The organism is Pseudidiomarina sediminum DSM 21906, assembly GCF_000423165.1.
GTDB classification, from domain to species: Bacteria; Pseudomonadota; Gammaproteobacteria; order Enterobacterales; family Alteromonadaceae; genus Pseudidiomarina; species Pseudidiomarina sediminum.
Map to the genome: position 1 here is coordinate 107,554 of NZ_AUHL01000006.1, position 18,186 is coordinate 125,739.

At 49.6% G+C, this 18,186-nt stretch carries 16 protein-coding genes; 8 read left to right on the top strand and 8 right to left on the bottom strand.

Going from position 1 to position 18,186, the window contains the following annotated elements; genetic code table 11:
• Position 1: 1 nt before the first annotated feature.
• Positions 2–646 (bottom strand): orotate phosphoribosyltransferase, encoded by a 645-nt coding sequence (gene pyrE, locus G535_RS0102225; protein ID WP_026860572.1) that lies wholly within the window; start codon positions 644–646, stop codon positions 2–4.
• A 25-nt stretch (positions 647–671) separates the two neighbouring features.
• Entirely contained in the window at positions 672–1,385 is a 714-nt protein-coding gene (gene rph, locus G535_RS0102230) for a ribonuclease PH (RefSeq protein ID WP_026860573.1), read from the bottom strand.
• A gap of 139 nt (positions 1,386–1,524) precedes the next feature.
• On the opposite strand from rph, the gene G535_RS0102235 reads away from it, so the two are divergent.
• The 8 genes from G535_RS0102235 to G535_RS0102260 all read left to right on the top strand — a co-directional run bounded on the left by G535_RS0102235 (position 1,525) and on the right by G535_RS0102260 (position 7,875).
• Positions 1,525–2,388 (top strand): YicC/YloC family endoribonuclease, encoded by an 864-nt coding sequence (locus tag G535_RS0102235; protein ID WP_026860574.1) that lies wholly within the window; start codon positions 1,525–1,527, stop codon positions 2,386–2,388.
• 191 nt (positions 2,389–2,579) lie between these two features.
• Positions 2,580–3,809 carry a tyrosine-type recombinase/integrase gene (locus tag G535_RS0102240; protein WP_026860575.1) on the top strand — a complete coding sequence of 410 codons (1,230 nt, stop codon included), beginning with the start codon at positions 2,580–2,582 and terminating at the stop codon, positions 3,807–3,809.
• Entirely contained in the window at positions 3,802–4,335 is a 534-nt protein-coding gene (locus G535_RS0102245; protein ID WP_026860576.1) for a hypothetical protein, read from the top strand. The genes G535_RS0102240 and G535_RS0102245 overlap by 8 nt, the downstream gene beginning before the upstream one ends.
• Before the next feature lie 103 nt (positions 4,336–4,438).
• The gene (locus G535_RS14010; RefSeq protein ID WP_006954543.1) at positions 4,439–4,669 is read left to right on the top strand and encodes a helix-turn-helix transcriptional regulator; all 231 of its coding nucleotides are present in this window, start codon (positions 4,439–4,441) and stop codon (positions 4,667–4,669) included.
• 272 nt (positions 4,670–4,941) lie between these two features.
• A complete protein-coding gene (locus G535_RS14380; RefSeq protein ID WP_420834813.1) occupies positions 4,942–5,376 on the top strand; it encodes a YagK/YfjJ domain-containing protein in 435 nt (144 codons plus the stop codon).
• A gap of 71 nt (positions 5,377–5,447) precedes the next feature.
• Positions 5,448–6,170 (top strand): hypothetical protein, encoded by a 723-nt coding sequence (locus tag G535_RS0102250; protein WP_026860577.1) that lies wholly within the window; start codon positions 5,448–5,450, stop codon positions 6,168–6,170.
• 166 nt (positions 6,171–6,336) lie between these two features.
• Positions 6,337–6,573 (top strand): hypothetical protein, encoded by a 237-nt coding sequence (locus tag G535_RS0102255; protein ID WP_006954538.1) that lies wholly within the window; start codon positions 6,337–6,339, stop codon positions 6,571–6,573.
• Between the two features lie 60 nt (positions 6,574–6,633).
• Positions 6,634–7,875 carry a hypothetical protein gene (locus tag G535_RS0102260; RefSeq protein WP_026860578.1) on the top strand — a complete coding sequence of 414 codons (1,242 nt, stop codon included), beginning with the start codon at positions 6,634–6,636 and terminating at the stop codon, positions 7,873–7,875.
• A 122-nt stretch (positions 7,876–7,997) separates the two neighbouring features.
• Here the strand turns inward: G535_RS0102260 and G535_RS0102265 are convergent, their stop codons facing one another.
• The 6 genes from G535_RS0102265 to G535_RS0102290 form a co-directional block, all read right to left on the bottom strand.
• Positions 7,998–11,216, bottom strand: a complete 3,219-nt coding sequence (locus G535_RS0102265) for a type I restriction endonuclease subunit R (RefSeq protein WP_026860579.1) — start codon at positions 11,214–11,216, stop codon at positions 7,998–8,000.
• The gene (locus tag G535_RS0102270) at positions 11,213–12,481 is read right to left on the bottom strand and encodes a restriction endonuclease subunit S (protein WP_026860580.1); all 1,269 of its coding nucleotides are present in this window, start codon (positions 12,479–12,481) and stop codon (positions 11,213–11,215) included. Before G535_RS0102270 ends, G535_RS0102265 begins: the two co-directional genes overlap by 4 nt.
• Positions 12,478–14,037, bottom strand: a complete 1,560-nt coding sequence (locus tag G535_RS0102275; RefSeq protein ID WP_026860581.1) for a type I restriction-modification system subunit M — start codon at positions 14,035–14,037, stop codon at positions 12,478–12,480. Before G535_RS0102275 ends, G535_RS0102270 begins: the two co-directional genes overlap by 4 nt.
• A 218-nt stretch (positions 14,038–14,255) precedes the next feature.
• Positions 14,256–15,557 (bottom strand): McrC family protein, encoded by a 1,302-nt coding sequence (locus G535_RS0102280; RefSeq protein WP_026860582.1) that lies wholly within the window; start codon positions 15,555–15,557, stop codon positions 14,256–14,258.
• Complete coding sequence (locus G535_RS14250) at positions 15,557–17,593, bottom strand: McrB family protein (RefSeq protein WP_051206905.1); 2,037 nt, start codon at positions 17,591–17,593, stop codon at positions 15,557–15,559. Before G535_RS14250 ends, G535_RS0102280 begins: the two co-directional genes overlap by 1 nt.
• Positions 17,583–18,137, bottom strand: coding sequence for a hypothetical protein (locus G535_RS0102290; protein ID WP_026860584.1), 555 nt, complete (start codon positions 18,135–18,137; stop codon positions 17,583–17,585). The genes G535_RS14250 and G535_RS0102290 overlap by 11 nt, the downstream gene beginning before the upstream one ends.
• Between the last annotated feature and the right edge of the window lie 49 nt (positions 18,138–18,186).

Genomic DNA, 18,186 nt, shown 5'->3' on the forward strand with positions numbered 1-18,186 from the left:
CTTAAGCAACCCCATATTGGGCGCGGTACGCCGTGACCGCGTCCAAATGCTCGGCGAGTTCCGGGTTGTTTTCCAAGTAAGCGATCACGTCATTAAGTTTAACGATGCTCACCACTTTGGTACCGAAGTCGCGTTCAACTTCTTGAATTGCGCTAAGTTCACCTTGGCCTTTTTCTTGACGATCGAGGGCAATCAATACCCCAGCCAGTTCCGCATGGTTGGCTTTGACGATTTCCATCGACTCGCGAATGGCCGTGCCAGCGGTGATGACGTCGTCAACCAACATGATTTTGCCTTCGAGTGCTGAACCGACCAAGTTACCGCCTTCACCGTGGTCTTTCTTTTCTTTACGGTTAAAGCAATACGGCACGTCTTTGCCAAAGTTATCAAACAAGGCAATGGCGGCCGCGGTGGCAATTGGAATGCCTTTGTACGCTGGGCCGAACAGTACGTCGTAAGCGACGCCGCTGTCTTCAAGTGCTGAGGCGTAGAAGCGCCCCAAACGCGCTAAGTCAGCACCTTTGTTGAACAGACCAGCGTTGAAGAAATACGGGCTGGTACGGCCTGATTTTAAGGTAAACTCACCGAACTTCAGCACCCCACGCTCGATAGCGAAGGCGATGAAGTCTTTTTGATACTGTTTCATAGTCGTGTCCTTCTGATGCTGCGGCTTAAGCTAAGGCTTGCTTTTGTAAGTCCATCAATTCGCGGATGGCGTGACGGGCTAAATCGAGCATGTCGTTCATTTCTTCAAACGAGAAAGGTTCGCCCTCAGCGGTGCCTTGCACTTCAATCAGTTTGCCCGCTTCGGTCATCACCACGTTCATGTCGGTTTCGGCTTTCGAATCTTCAGGGTAGTCTAAGTCCGCGACCGGATGACCGTTGTAGATACCGACCGAAATCGCCGCCACCAAACCTTTCAACGGATTGGTTTTGACCAAACCTTCTTTGCGCATCCAGTTCAGCGCATCGACCAAGGCCACACAAGCGCCGGTGATCGAGGCGGTGCGGGTGCCGCCGTCAGCTTGTAGGACATCACAGTCGATGGTGATGGTGTTCTCGCCAAGGGCAGCAAGGTCAACACAGGCGCGCAGTGAACGGCCAATCAAACGTTGAATTTCAACAGTACGGCCACCTTGCTTGCCACGTGCCGCTTCACGGTCCATGCGGCTGTGGGTTGAGCGCGGCAACATGCCGTATTCAGCGGTGACCCAGCCTTGGCCCTTGCCTTTTAAGAAGCGTGGCACATTGCGGTCGACGCTGGCGGTGCACAGCACCTTAGTGTCACCAAACTCAATCAATACCGAGCCTTCGGCATGACGCGTGTAATTGCGGGTGATGGTCACCGGACGAATTTGCTGGGCGGTACGGCCACTTGGACGCATAGTTTGGCTCCTATCTGGGCTTATTTGGACGTTAAGCTAGGTAAATTTGGTCGGCGATTATAGCAGATTTTCAGCGTGGCTGTACTGAACCTCGTTCGGTGCTAAACTATCGCCAGTTTCAAGTTTAAGGACCTTATTTATGATTCAAAGCATGACCGGTTACGCGCGCCACGAAATGAAGGCCGAATGGGGCACAGCTACGTGGGAAATGCGCTCAGTGAACCAGCGCTTTTTGGAAACTTACTTCCGCATGCCAGAGCAGTTCCGCAGCATGGAAAACATGCTTCGCGAAAAATTACGTAAGCAATTGCAGCGCGGTAAAGTTGAGTGCAACCTGCGGGTGAACATTGAGCAATCTGCCGAAAGCGGTCTGCAATTGAATGAAGATTTGGCCCGTAGCGTGATTTCGAGCGCCAATTGGGTCGCCAACCAAAGCGCCTCGTCGAACATCAACCCGATTGACGTGCTGCGCTGGCCGGGCGTAGTGGCCCAAGACGAAGCCGACATGGACGCCATTCAAAATGACGTGTTGGCTGCTTTTGAAGCCACCTTGGCAGAATTCATCAGCAACCGCGAAAGTGAAGGTAAAGCGCTGGAACGTCTGATTGAGGAGCGCCTTGAAGGTGTGTCTGATCAGGTGGTGATTGTGCGCAAGCGCATGCCAGAAGTACTCGAGTGGCAACGTGAGCGCTTACTGACCCGTCTTGCCGAAGCCCAAGTGGAACTTGACCCACAACGCCTTGAAGCTGAAATGGTGATGCTGGCGCAAAAAACCGACGTGGCTGAAGAACTCGACCGTCTCGACACCCACGTGATCGAAACCCGCAAGATCCTCCGCAAAGGCGGCGCCTGCGGCCGACGCCTCGACTTTATGATGCAAGAGTTCAACCGCGAAGCGAACACCCTCGGCTCGAAGTCCATCAACACCGACATCACCGCCGCCGCCGTCGAACTGAAAGTGCTGATCGAGCAGATGCGGGAGCAGATCCAAAACATCGAGTAAGGTCATGTTAAGTTTTGTTAAGTATACTAAGTTTGGATAAGGTCGCGTCATTGCGGCCTTTTTCGTATCTAATGGTAATGCAATGTTCGTGATTGTCCGCTATATTGTGGTGACAAGGGTGGTGACAAGGGTGGTGACAAGTAATTTATGGGGTCTCCATCTTTAGGTTTTGTCACCACATGGAGATAGTCATGAACAGTAGTCAGATCAAAGCACTTTTTAGAGCCGGAGAGGACGTTCGGAAAAGTGTGGGTGATGGGCTCTATTTCAGAATTGAACAAGGTACTGCTTCATGGTTTGTGCGATATACCTATGCGGGAAAGCGCAAGACCATCACCTTGCTGGAAGGATATCCGAACTGCTCATTGGCTGACGCTAAGGCGCAAGCTGCCGTGATTAAATCAAAAGTTAGGAATGGTGTTGACCCTCAGCTTGAAAGGCGCCGAGAAACTGGTGGTGCTATTCAGACGGTGAATGACTTGTTTCATGATTGGTTCGAGCGTTCAGTAAAGAACCGCGTTAAGCATCCCGGCAATGACGAACGCGTATACCGTAATTACCTCAAAAACCGCTTGGGCAAATATTCGCTAAAAGACATTACACCGATTGATGTTCGCAATGTTCTTGATGAGCTGCTGCAGACAGGCCATAAGACGACCTCGGCGCGAGCATTGAGCATTATGAAGCGTATGTTTAATCATGGCATCAAGCTTAATTTGGTCAGCAGTAACCCTGCGATCTATTTTACAGGAGTTGATATAGGTCAAGACTATTCGCCTCGAGAGCGCTCATTGTCGGAGACTGAGATAGAGGTGGCATTTGCTACTTTCCGCGAGCAACAAGATATCTTCACTCGTGACAACTATCTTGCATGCCTTTTGCTCTTGCACCTAGGCTGTCGAAAATCTGAAATCATATCGTCGCGGTGGGAACAAATTGATTTAGAGGACCAGACCTGGTTCTTTCCCGAGAACAAAACCAGTAAACCAATTACGGTGCCTATTCCAGATCAAATGCTACCCGTGATTGAAGAATTAAAAGTTCGCTGTGCAGGATCTGAATATGTGTTTCCATCACGCCGCCGAAGTAAACGGCGAGGATATATTTCTGACGATACGCTGAATCATGCGTTAGCCAAACTATTCGGACAGAAAGTTGATAGCAAGAAAAAGCCCTACCCAAATGTTCTTGGTTTAGCCGGAGTCGACCACTTTACTGTACATGACCTACGCAGAACCTATAGAACATTGCTTGCTAAGTTGAAAGTGCCAGATGCCATTGCCGAGCGATGCTTGAACCATGAGCTGCGCGGTGTCCTAAAGGTCTACAACAAATACGATTACCTTGAAGAGCGCAGAGAAGCTAACACCAAAGTGGCCGATTTCCTTGAGCCGTTGATACAGGGAGGTAGTGATGAGTAAACGTGATGAATTTATCAAAGGGCCTAATGTGCTCAGGCTGGCGCAAATAGAGCAAAGCTTGCAGAGGATTAAAGATGCTGGATTTGAGCGCGAGGCGGACTTGCTTAGGAGTGAGATTGAAATGCTGCGGCAGAAAGCTGGGGCTGTTTATGACTCGGTTGAGCCGGTTTTTGACGAGAATGTGAAACGGAGAAAACAGCCTAAAAATGCGGCAACAGTTCGACATCAAGGGCTTGAGGAGTACAAGAATCGTTTACGGGTGTGGGCGGCAGATACTTATCTTGCAGACCGGGAAAAAATGAAGAAAAAGGGTCACCCCTCCCGCTCCAAGCGAGAGGGAAAAAGCAACGCTGCAGATTGGCTACTGAAATTATATGAAGAAGACCGCCAGGTAGAAAAAGAAAAAGATGCGATCCCAAAAAATGCAGAAACGGGAAATCATAACGGGAGCCCTGAACCACCTTTGAAACCAAAGTTTAATCCGACAAAGAACTTCTTTTACAAGGCAATTCAAAATTTTTCGTGAAACATGCGCGCAACTCTACGGAAGGCGTGAATGTTGCGCGCATGTCGCCGACTCCCATCAGTTAATTTGCTTCTGACATTCACAACCTGTTAGAGGCAACGACATGAAAATACAAACCACAACCTTCATACCTGTACAAAGAAAACCTAAAGATCGTTTAGTTCGTGAGCGGGAATGCAGAGCAATTACTGGGTTAGCTCGTCAGCGACGCTGGGAACTTGAGAAGCAAGGTAAGTTTCCTAAGCGTGTCCATCTCGGTACGCGATCCGTTGCATGGCGCTTGAGCGATCTTGAAAAGTGGATTGATGAAGTGTCCGAAAATGGACTGACTTGATCCACAGGTGTCTTTCTCGGACTGTTAAGAGCGTCAACCCAACTTTTTTATCGTTCAATTATTAGAGCTAACGCAATAGTTGTGGCTCATGGAGGAGCAAAACCTGCCGCAATTTACTGGGTAATTAATAATATCTAATCTATGGGTATCTTATGGCTTTCAGTAATAGGGAAAATTGGTTTCATCACAGAGGGGTCGACTGGCAAGTCAATACCCGTGGGAGTGGGTTAGATCCCCAAATCCTTCGTAAGGTTATTGATGTTCCGTTATGGATGCTGACCCATCATCGAAAGGTGTTTCTTTTCCGATTCGACCTATCCTGTAACACATCGCAACCGAATAATAAGCAATTAAGTCGTTTTTTGTGTCGGATAAAAACTAAAATCTGTAGAGAGCACTACTCGAGAAGAGTAGCAATATGTTGGGCTCGTGAAATTCACTCTGCTAAGACCCCACATTACCATATAGCAATTGCATTAGATGGCAGCAGAGTTAACTCGTCCTACCGTGTGACGGAATGGATTGAACGATATTGGCGAAATTATGGGCGATATACAGCGATCAGATACTACAATCTAAATAGGCCTGACATTGATCAATTATTCCAAGTGGTGTGGCATTTAAGTTATCTAGCGAAACTTAGAGGAAAAGAAGTCAAGTTGAGCAATGTGCGGCGGTTTAGCACCTCATTGACGAAATTATACTGAACTTAATCGCGGTGATTCGACCTAATCTATAAATCTCAAGAACAACCTTTAGTTGGGCAAAAGGATTTGAAATGAAACGTAGCTCACACGACAAGCAATTCAGAGTACAAGCTGGCGACATTGTTACGCTCTCAGACTTGACAAAGTGGAAAGTTGAAGGGGTTAGCTTCCAGCACGAGATTAGAGTTCGAGTAAAGCGCAATAGTGTGATTCGTTACATGGCTGTTCACAAAGTTCGTGACCCTAACGGAGTTGCATTAATACCGGGAACGCATTACTTGGTGATCGTTGGAGATAGTGAGTCGAGATTCGCTTTAAGATTGCAGAATTTTGGACCGTGTAAAATGTCACACATAAGAATACAAGGGCGAGATAAGACAAGAAAGATCGGTGGTAAGGTCGTATCTCAAATCGACTACAAGAAATTTTGCGGGTCAGAACGAGCTTTTGATGAAGAACCAGAAACGATAGCTATTGAGGTGGGTAGCCAAGTATTAATGCGTTCTGATTTTGCAGCCGACCATTATTACGGAGCCATCGAGATGGCGGGAAAATACGGCATCGTGGAGTCAATCGATAAGCCGACTCGCCCCCTTGGTTGGGCATCTACCTTGATGGTGGATTTTAGCGGCGTTCGCAAACAGTATCGCATTTTTCGATTTATTGACGCGTCAGGGCATATGATGCAATTGGGATGGTCTTATCGTGTTGAGAGAAAAAACGGTATGCTGACCGCTAAACCCATCCGAAGAATAGACCCTGATCGCGTTGAGTGGAGTGACCCGGATCCGTAGCAACTAATTCATATCAAGACGTCGGGAGTCTTCTCACCATTCACCGTAAAATGCTTGACAACGAAAAGTTTACAAACCATCTTAAGAGCATACTCGCTCGACCAATGACCTAATTTGTGATAAATTCGGGCACCCGTTTTGACGGGTTAGGCAAGGGAGAAGGATCATGTTTGACGCATTAATAGTTTTTGTAGTTGGCTGTCTCGCAGTGTATGTGGGCTTCCAAGTAGCGCTATATAAGAAATCTCGGGCTATGAAGCGTCGAGAGGTTGAACTGCGCGAAAATGGCGTCACCCCGTCTGGTTCTGGTTTATGTCATGGAATCGTCATTGATAAAACTAACAAGCGGCGTGTAGTGCATGATGAAAAGCCCAGCGATTCGTGGTTTAAACGCTTAGCATAAAGTTTGCTTGCTGGCACCTAATTATTACAATAAGATCCCGTCAACTAGACGGGATTTTTTATGCATAAACATAAATATATAGGATGGATTCCTTGCGTAAACGGTAACCTTGATTTCGGGCTAATGAAGGTCGGTATTAAAGGTGGATTTACAGACAAGAAAATCAGTGATGAGCGAATTATTGAGCTAAATCATTCTGCATCGGGAGTGTCGAGCAAGCACGACAGACTAATCGTTCTTCAATCAAGAGTTAATTGGCGAGACACTGATGAGCATGAAGAATCATTAGGAGCTTTTCGAGTCTTTGTTACAGCTAAAGTTTCGGTCTCCGATCATATGGACTGTAGAAGTTTAAGCGGTAATATTCTGCTATATCCGAAGGAAGCTGAACCAGCGGATAAAAACGAAGTTCATGACGTTTCGGTCCATCAAATTTCTCATGAGCTAACTAAAAGTAATATTAGTTCAGAGTTTGATAAGCTTGATAGCCAAATCAATGACCCTCGCTCTATTACAGGTCTTCACAGTGACTGTTTTAAAGCTTCGTTTAAGTTCAATGTAACGCCTACTGGCTTGATTAGAATTGAGCAAAACGAAGGTGGTGATGAACTCGATGATGAGAGTTTGTACCTGTTAGCCCGACAGGCATTTTATTATTTAAAGTATTCAATCCATAGTCATCGGCACCACGTTGATGAACAAGATTCTTTGACCACTATCACGCCTGAAACATCAGGGTGTGGTCTTCGATTACTTGGTCAACTTAAGCGTGAACTAACCTCACTTAGCAGAACCCAAAGAATTGATAACAGGCTGCACGAGTCTAACAATGCTAAAGGTATAATCGGCTACGCTAAGTCATTAGTAATTGCGTTGTATAGAGAAAACCTGATAGATGAGTCGGAGCGCGATAGAGAGCAAAAATATTTAGAAAATGTAGAAACTTCCTTTGAATCTCAAGAATATACAATTACGAGAGCTGAACAAAAAGTTGAAACTATAAAAGCAAAATCAAAAGTATGGTTGGGGTTTGCACTCATTTCCATTTGGGGATTTACAAATTTTAATTTTCAAAGGTCTCCTAAAGTGGAATTGACTGGCAACTTATCATGGTTTTGGCCTCTTCTGATTGTTATTTTTGCCTTCATTCTTTATCTAGCCACGAAAGAGTACTATTCGAGAGTGTCTAATGCTCAGTTTTTGGTAAAGCTCTATGATATACGGGGTTCTCGTATTTTGTTAAAAATTTCGCTGGCGCTCGTTGGCATGATTGCATTGGTATGGGCTTGGTGGACTAGTTAAAAATTGAGATGAGCTTTTGCCAAGCAACATTGCCGATTATTATTCAGTAAACAAAATTAAATTGAGTAGCTTCATGAGCAGACAGAATTTTATCCCTCCTAAAGCAACGTATTGGAGGTAATTTAACACCTGGCTGAATAGACGCTCTGCCCACCACCGTAGTAGCTGGTCATCAGGTGATGGAACGCTGCCTCGCACTTCTCGTTGTAGACCGCCTCATCGAAGCTCTCCGGTAGTCCCCGGTCGAAGACGATTTCCAGGGTACGGCGGACATCGCCCTTAGCCTGGGCCTTCTTCCGCCAGTCCAGCACCAGCTTCTCCTCCTTGAGGGTCTCCAGAAGCTCCCGACACATTGCCTTCACCTGCGCTACCTCCTTGTCGGTCATCTCCGGTGCTGGCTTGGTAATGATATCGAACAGCGCCAGCTCCTCTTCGGTCAGCCCCTCACGGATTGCCCGCTGGTCTTCCTCCTGCAGCTCTTCGGTGAACTTCATCAGCTGCTGGAAGAACGCCTCGATGTTAAGGCTTCCCGAGTTGTACTTCTCGATCAGCTTCTGCAGCTTCTCCATGAAGTCGGTGCGGCTGGGGTTCTTGGCCACCATGCTCTCCAGTTTCTGGTTCAGCAGCGCCCGTAGCTTCTCTGCCTCGGTGCGCTTCTTGCCCTTATTGAACCGCTCCTTGAGCTTCTCGAAGTCGATCTGGCTGAGGTCGAATAGGGGCTTGTCATCCTCATCCTCGATGACGTAGGGCACTGGAGCGACCGACTGATCCAGCAGGTCGTCCACGTCCTTCATCACCTGAGAGATATCCACCTCGGGCTCAAGGGCTTTGATCTTCTGGGCCAGTACGGAGAGCAGTACCGCATCGGGGGCCAGATCATTGGCTGAGGGGTCGGGGAGGATGGCTCGGTAGACTCGGGAGGTGGCCCTGGCTAGGTTCAAGAAGGCCTTCTTGGTCTCTTCACTCTCAAGTAGCTTCTCAACGGCATCATCCAGCAGGGCAACCTTATCGAAGCCTCCAGCCGTTTTGATAGCCTCTGTGTCTACCTGCTTCTCGGTCAGGAAAGTGATCCCCTTGGCCAACAGATGCTTGAGGTACTCCACCAGTTCGGCCTTCTGGTGGATCGGTGTATCACCGTCTTGGGGTGGCTCATCCCCATATCCAGGTCTCGGTTCAGCGACCTTGGATGAAGCTCCACCGTAGATGGCCAACGCTTCCTGCAGCTTTCTGAAGACACCCGCGTAGTCCACGATCAGACCCGCTTCTTTGCCGGGGTACTTGCGGTTGGCCCTGGCAATCGTCTGCATCAGGGTGTGATTCTTCATCGGCTTGTCGAGGTAGATAGTTGAGCAGGACGGCACATCGAAGCCGGTGATCCACATGGCGCAGACAAACACCAACCGCAGGGGGCCATCAGGATCCTTGAACTGCTCGTCAAGGTCTTCCTCCACCATGCGCTTGCGGTGGGGCAGGATGTCGAGACCTTTATCCGCCAACTCCTTCACCTCATTCTGACCTTGGGAGACCACCACTGCCATGTCGGTCGTCTCCAGCACCTTGATTTTGTGCTTGAGAGCCTCCTGCTGCTCCTTTGGGGCCGATGCCAGGTCAGCCTGAAGTCGGGCCAGGTAGTCTTTCCAGTGGGCCTGAACCTTGTTGTACATCTTCACGGCGGTGGCCTTGTCGATGCAGACCATCATGGCCTTGCCCTGATGCCCCCTGCCGACGAAGTGCTGTACTAGATCCTCGGCGATGGCCTCCAAACGGTCGTCACGGGTGATCAGGTGATACTCACGGGCGAATACGCGCTCGACCTTCTTCTCTTGATCCTCGTCCAGCTCGGCATCTTCCAGCAGCCGAGTCAGATCGTCGTTGAGGTTCTCATTGATCAGCTGCAGCTCGGGGATCCGGTTCTCGTAGTACAGCGGTACCGTGGCCCCATCGGCAATGGACTGTCCGAAGTCGTAGACAGAGATGTAGTCCCCGAACACCTCCTTGGTCTTCTCCTCACCAGCCATCAGCGGTGTCCCGGTGAAGCCTAGGAAGGCGGCATGAGGCAGCGCCGTCCGCATATTCATCGCCAGGGTGTCGTACTGGGAGCGGTGAGCCTCGTCGGTGATGACGATGATATCCTGGCGGTCGGAGAGCTTGGGGTAGGTCTCGCCCTGCTTGGTGCCGAACTTCTGGATCAGCGTGAAGACGTAACGGTGATCCTCGCTGAGCAGTTGCTTGAGATGAGCACCGCTCTCGGCGTGGGCCTCTACCTCGTTGACTGCACCCGTGGCCGCGAAGGTCTTGTAGATTTGCTCGTCCAACTCGTTACGGTCGGTGACGATCACGAACGTCCAGTTGCCGGGGATGGTGCGGTGGATCTTCTGGGTGAAGAACACCATGGAGAGCGACTTGCCCGAGCCCTGGGTATGCCAGAAGACCCCAAGCCGACCTGCCTCACCGGGAGGGCGATTCTTGATGCGCTGCAGCTCGGCGATGGCCTTGTTCACCCCCAGGTACTGGTGGTTCTTGGCGATCTTCTTGATGGTGCCGCCCTGGGCCTCCTCGAACACCGTGAAGTTCTCCACGATATCCAGCAGCCGCGTCCGCTCGGCGATACCTCGGATGGCGGTCTCCAGAGACACCACGCCTTTCTCACCCTCGTCGTTGATCCGCTTCCACTCAAAGAGATGCTCCCAGGGGGAGAAGGTGCTGCCCACCAGTGTCTCAGAGCCGTTAGAGAGCATCACCACGGCGTTGTAGGTGAACAGCTGGGGGATCACCGAGCGGTAGTCGCTCAGGTTGCCATCATAGGCAGCTTTGAGGGTCTTGTGGCTGGCCTTCAGCTCCACGAACAGCAGTGGCAGCCCGTTCACGAAGCCGACCAGATCGGTGCGTCGTGTATGCAATTCGCCCCTTACCCAGAACTGCGAGGTCAGCAGGAAGTCGTTCTCCTCGGGCTGGTTCCAGTCGATCACCCGAACGGTCTCGATAGCGGTGCCACCGTCGTCTTCGGACACCTCAACCTTTACGCCATCCTTGAGCAGCTGGTAGACCTCCAGATTGGCGTTCACCGCCAGCAACTTGGAGCGGTCTCGGGTCAGCTCCTCGATGGCCTTCTCCAGGGCATCGGCGGGCAGCTCGGGGTTGAGCTTCTCCAAGGCCACGCGCAGCCTGGGCACCAGCACCACATCCTGCTGTGTCTGCCGTCCCTCGCTTGATACCGTACCCGACCACTCTCCGTAGAGATTGGCGGTGTCCCAGCCCAGATCAGCGAACAGCTCGATAGCGGGCTGCTCGACCAGGGCATCCTCGGAGTAGGCGTAAGCGGGGGATGGCGGGGGCGTCATGCGGCTTCGACCTCCTTGTCGTCGGGCATGGGAATCTCGGATACGTCGATCTCACCGGAGACCAGCTTGGGGAGCAGCAGGTCGCGTTGGGCGCGTAGGTTGGCCGTTTTATCCTTCAATGCCAACATCAACTTAAGCATTGGTAGAACTTGGTGACCAAATCGCTCTGCAACGCTTTCGCTTGGGCGCACCACTGGAAAGTTAAAGTGGCCCTTATTCAGCGAAGGTCGTGTTGCCGCTTGCGAAGCCCCTAAAAGGTATTCTTGGGTTTGAGTCATTGAGAGGAAACCTCGCAACCACTCTCTATAACTTTCATTTTTTGGCACAATCTTGGCCAGCGCGACGTTGTATGCTCCAGCAATGCCAAATCTAGCTTTTCCAGCCTCTCCATACTTATCGACCAGAATATCTAGTCGGCCGCAGATCTTGTTCCTCTTGCTCTCGGGGATATATGTCAGATAGCCATCAGACCTATAGTCGCGATTTTGTACGAATCGTACGTATCCCTCTTTTGCCTCATAGATATGCTGTGATTTTGGCGGCTGTGCTCCACCAATAAAATCGACAAGATCGATGAGTTTACAAACCTCCCACCCCTCAGGAATCTCCCCAAGCTCACTTTCCTTGAAGCTCACGTCCTCATGCCCAGGGAAGCGGAAGTGGACGAACCACTCCTCGTACAGCAGCCGGGCCATCTCCTCAAGGATATCGATGCGGCGCGTGTTGTTCTCGATGAGGTCGTCGTAGGTGGAGAGGATATCGACGATAATCTTCTGTTGCTCAATCGAAGGAAGCCGTAAAGGGATCCTTTTGATTATGTCTTGGTTCAGAGAGGCCATGGTGGCTCCATGCGAGCACTGCTGCATCATCCAAGACTGGTGTTCGTGGGTGAGAAATGTGAATGATAGGTACTTGGATAGTACGTTTGCTTCACTCAGAAGCCTGAGCCGTAAGCAATCTGACCCCTGAAACCAACGATTTTGAGCGTCTGTGATATAGACATGTCTTTCGACAGCTCCCTTCCTGCCAAAAACGATGTCACCTTTTCGTAGTAGGTGACCAGAGAGCCTTGTCACTACGTCGTCAGGGATATATTCCAGCTTGTCGTGCCGGATGTTTCCGAAGCCGATATTCCTAACATTGATGACAGGTGTGCCCGTCTCGACATAATCACTTGCTCGGAGCTGAGTTCCGAAAGGTCCGGTCTTGACCTCGGCTTCCGCACGTTCGACAAGGTCGCCAACAGTGATGTTGTTCCAACTCATGATGCTGCCTCAAGAACACCAGCAACATTACTCCCAATCACTTCCTCAAGCTCCCTTGCCTCAGAGTTCAGCACCTCCAGCTCCTCAGCCAGTTCCTCCAGCCTCTCCGTGAAGTCCACATCCTCGGCTTCTCTTGCCGCTGCCCCAACATATCGACCTGGGTTCAGCGACCAGCCCTGCGCCTCGATTTCATCACGAGTCGCTAACTTGCAGAGCCCAGGCACATCGGCATAGCCCTCGGCCAGCCCCTTCTCGGCCAGCAGCGGCTCACTGCCCTGATCCAGCTCGATTGCTTCGCCACGGTAAAGGCGAACAATGTTGGCTAGGAACTCGATCTGCTCCGGCAGCCAGTCGCGGTGCGCCCGGTCGATCTGGCGATAGAGGTGGCGAGCATCGATGAACAGAACCTTGTCGCCGCGCTCGGTCTCACTCTTGGCTCGGTCGAAGAACCAAAGGGTGCAGGGTAGCGTGACGGTGTAAAAGAAGTTAGGCCCCACCGAGACGATCACATCCACTGCACCAGACTCAATCAGCTTCTGGCGAATCACCTGCTCGCTGCCTCGGGCATCTCCCGCAGAGTTGGCCATGACAAAGCCAGCTCGCCCGGTCGGCTTGAGGGAAGCGAAGAAGAGCTGAATCCAGAGGTAGTTGGCGTTGTCGGTCTTGGGCACACCGAAGGGGAACCGTGGGTCGCCCTCCAGGCGCTCCTTATCCACCCCCGAGACGTTGAACGGGGGATTGGCCATCACGAAGTCGAAGAAGCCGTCACCGTTCTTGTAGACTGCTCCGTGAGGATCCTCGTAGTAGGTGTTGGATACCCGGACATCGCCGGAGAGGCCATGCACCGCGAGGTTCATCTTGTTGAGGTTGACGGTAGTTTGATCCTTCTCGGTGCCGAAGATCGAGATTTCGTCCATGGCCGTCTTGTGGTGGCGCTCCACGAAGTCTGCCGAGTGGACAAACATGCCACCTGAGCCACAAGCGGGGTCGAAGATGCGCCCATGGTAGGGCTCGATGATCTCGACGATCAGCTTAACGATGGACTCGGGCGTGTAGAAGACACCGCCTTTCTGACCTTCCTTCAAGGCGAAGTTGCCCAGGAAGTACTCGTAGACCTTGCCGAAGGCATCCCCTGATAGATCAACCGGAGCGAGCTGCTTGAGAAGTTCCTGCAGCACCCAGTTGTCCAGGCGCGTGTAGGTTCGCGGCAGGGCACCCTTGAGGTCGGGGTTCTCGTCCTCAATGGCCTTCATGGCATCGTTGATTGCCTTGCCGATGTTGTCGCCCTCAGTGAGCGACAGCAGGTGCGAGAAGCGGGCGGTCTCGGGGAGGAAGATCACCCCCTCGGCCAGATAGTCATCCTTACTCACCTTGCGGCGGCCACCGGAACCCACCGGTCCGAGCTTCTCCTCGGCGGCTGAGTACTTCTTGTCGGCGTACTTCAGGAAGATGAGCCCCAGCACAGGTGCCGAGAACTCAGCCGGTTTAAGACCGGTATTCGCCCATAACTGGTCAGCTGCTGCCCATAAGCGCTTTGCTGCATTTCCTTTAACCACTATATACCCCTAAATAAAAGCTGATTATTGATAAGCTTTCAGCTTTTCAATCTATGATAATATCAAAAAGTCATTCTATTAATTGTAACTATATTCTAATGAAATTATCTGCACGCTCATATCCGGTCAAGATGAACCGAGTTTCAAATTCTAGGCTTACCGACTGAGTATGGTTCTAACCGTCAGTAAATTGATGCCTCGCATGGCAGATGGTCTACTCAATTGTGCACCTGTGCAAATGATTCCGCCAACGTCAGGTTCCACCGACAATCATTAGTTCGAGTATTATCGTTTAAGTTGAAGCTGGTTACCAAAAGTGTCGTCTGATTATCAAACTCAAATGGTGAAATGTTCTCGTTGCTTGGAAAATTTTTCCATGCAGGGTATATCAACACTAAGTCTCCTTGAGAATGTAATAATTTAGATCCATATGCCAACATCTGATAAAAATCTCGCTCATTTAACCCGTAAGTTGAGCCACCATTGTATACATCAAGTAGCTTCCACTTAGTATCCATGACCCAGCGCTTATCACCAATGACAACTTCAATATCTGGTCGTAACTTGAATACTCCTTTGCCCTTATGCTCGCAAAGGTACTCGGTGGCAAGCTGCGTCCTAACGGTACCTTTGTTGCCGATGGCACGTCGAAGCTGCTCAGCAACATAATTCTCAAATAGCTTTTCCATTGGGAAGAGCATGCTTATGCCGCGCCAGCCACCAGAGACAGAAAGTGGAACATGTTGGTTGAGGATAAACTCACACCAAGGCTTAATCGGGCGGTAATGCGTCAGCAAGCGGTCTGTTGACCAAGATTTGAAGTCAGCCCTAGGATCGGACGATTCAGGTAATTGTAGGAGCTGTGAGAGCATTTCGTGCGCTAACCGCCAGTTGTCGTTGTCCTGAGTGGCTGAGCACACAGCAACAAGTGCAGATTTGATAAGACGGTTTTCTGGCCTATCCGGTAAAAACAAGTCATGGCGAATGTTGAATAAATGCGCTTTTCCTGGTGGCTGGCGCAACTGTTTTGCGATATCCAGTTGGCCGCGTAAGAAGCGCGCTTCTTCCTCTCGAACTTGGTAATCGAACTGCAGACCTCGCTTTAGTAAAACTTCCAGCTCGCCCAAAAAACAAGTGATAAGCCATTCGCGAATAGGCATTTCAAATCGCTCAACATCGGCAAAGTCGGCCTCGCGCACTGAAAGCTGCATCGAGGTCTTGATTAGCCGTTTAAGCAAAGCGCGAGCCTCGGCCGCCGAAGTTTGTTCTGTTGTGTGCTTCGGTAGCACCTCAATCACTGTTCCGCAGGGTGACTCAAGTACGCCGACGTAATTATCCAAACGAAGAAGCTTCTGACTATCAAGTTCAAATAACGGGAGGCCATTGCGTCGAAACTGCTGCCCAAGTTCAACGAGCCAACGAAACGCTGACTCGCTAATATGTGCGCGATCAAGAGTGTTCACCGCTACCGGTGCAGTGGTCAAATAGGCGTATTCGCGAACGACAACCGTTGACGTCATTACTCAGCACTACCTACTTCATAAATCTGTTTGTAAGATGTCGCCTGCTCGAAAGCAGACTCATTCAATCGCCACCGGTCACGCGAGTTTAGTTGCACATCGCCGGGGAACAGCTCATCAAAATTAATCGCATCATCTTTTACGATAAATGCATTTGCTGAGGCTTTGCTTTGGTCATTCAGTACCCAACGGATGCGCTGCCAATCTTCAAAGAAGTATTCCTGAAGTAGCGGAATGATCTTCTGCTTAAAAATCTCAGCGAGGTCGGTTAAGGCAACCTCTGCTTTATCTTTCAAATGAATAAAATAGGCATGGCCGATACAGTGGTCTTTGTCGAGTAGCGCCGTAATTCGGCGATTGATAACGTCGAGCATCTTGTCAACGTCAATGCCGTCAATGCTGATTCCTTTGAGTTCTTCAGGAAGGGGAGGCATTTCAACGAAATCGAAGCGACGACGCAAAGCTAAATCGAGCCCTGCAAGTGAGCGGTCGGCAGTGTTCATTGTACCGATGATGTACAAGTTATCGGGCACAGAGAATCGGTCGCCAGTCAGTGGAAGTGTGACTTCTAGCGCTTCTGATGCACCAGAGCGCTTAGAGGGTTCGATTAGTGTGATCAACTCACCAAAAATCCGTGAGATGTTACCGCGATTGATTTCATCGATGATGAGCACGTAGTTCTGGCGCTTAACAGCTTTCTTGTCCAGTTGCTCACCCAGAGACTCAAGATGCGATATGAGCGATTGATAGTAAGGTTTTAACCCCCCATTAAACCTGCGTTCACCATTAAATATTGCCTCCAGGGTGCTGACAGATAAAGTATTAACAGAATCACCTTGGTTTTTATCAAACCTAATAGTATTTCCGTCTACTTCTGTGATGATGAATTTGGACCGCTTCATCGAGATTTGAACACCCTCTGGATGATCTTCAAATTCCGTTAAAAAAGCATCCCAACAATCACTAAATGAATTGGTAGGATTCTTCACTTCTGTGTTCTGGTGCTCCTTCGCATCTCTGACTATTTGACGGAAAATCCCGAGTCGTTTTTCATAGACTAACTTTTCATCATCAGTATGTGCGGTAAGCCCCTCCACAAAGTCTTCGTAACTAAAGCTTTGGTGAAAGGTGACGAACCGAATGCGCCCTTCGCGAATGAGTTCTTGGTACTTTGCTTTTAGCTCATCTCGGTTGGCCCAACTGAAATTTGGCTCTGCAGCTCGCACCGCGCGCTCAATGGTTGTGAACGTTTTCCCGGTGCCAGGTGGGCCGAATAGGATTTGATTGAGAGGCTGAGATACTTGTGTGGTGCTGTTGTTGGTCATTGATATCTCCTCAACCAAGCTATCTTCAATAAACCAATAACTCGCCAATTTATCGGATATTTTATTTGGAATGCTGATGCCAGAACTTTGGGGGCTCCAGCTATAATTAATGCCGGTTTCTTGGGATAGTTGATTCAGCTGGTTCAAGATCTGTTGACCAGCTTCAGGGGTGTTCCGTACGGCTACTGGTTTGAACTTTATATATTTTCTTGTTTTGGTTTCATCACCCCAATCTTTGTCTTCAAAAGACTCCTGAGTAACGATACCAGCTGCAATAATTCCCCTTGGTTCAACACCTACTTGCATGAGGTAAACACGATCTCCCACTTGTGGTTTGGTGCTATTGCAACTCCACTGTTGTTCGTTCCCCAGTTCAACGCCTGAATTACCGCCAACGTGATATTTTTCGGGATTCCACGTGAGTAAATAACTGTTGCTACTGGCAAAGTATCTTTTTAATAATCGCAAAGCAGATATGACCGTGTTGTTACCTTGCGCGCCGAACTCTTCAAATTCATGACCCGGTTCAAACTTTTGCACAAAGTTATCGACTTCTTCGCTTTGAGAGGACCACAAATCAAAACCTGCATGGTGTGCGGCTCTATTTACAGCTGAGACATACTGGCTAACCGTATTATTTGAATATGCCTCGCCATTGGATTTCCGCTCATTGCGGAGAAAGGTTTTGAATCCATTTGAGCTATAAGTCATTTGATTCCCTTCCATCATGAGTTGTTACAGTCTTGCTAGCTGGCGCAATGAGCGACCAATTATCTTCATATCTATCAAGTTCTTTGAGAGTTAGTATGGCTTGTTTTGAGTTGCCGCCGTTGGGGCGCCGGTAATTATGACGCTTAATAAAGGCAATAAAGCGTTCGACAGCCAGCTTCTGAATATCAGATTCACGGCAAATAAAATAGCGGGCATTCTCAATCTGACCATGGGGTAGATTAACCATGATCCAAAGCATATTCGGGTGGTCGAGTTGGAGTAATTCGCCAAAAGAGTATTTGCCGGTTGAATCAATACTGGTCTCAATCCAACGGTCAATTTGTGAGTGTACGAGGGTGTTAGCAGTGCTACATTTTACCTGAATCGGAAACGACGAAAGTGTTTTGCTATCGACCGCAGTCAAGTCAAAGCCCGGTACATTACCGGCATAGGGCGATGCATAATATCCAAGTGTGCCGAGTTTGGCCGCAACTAGGTTCTCGCCAATTTGTCCTATTAATTTGTTGTGTACGCCGCTACCCATAACAATCCCTGCGTTACTGAGAGTGCTTACCATCTCCGATCGCTAACAT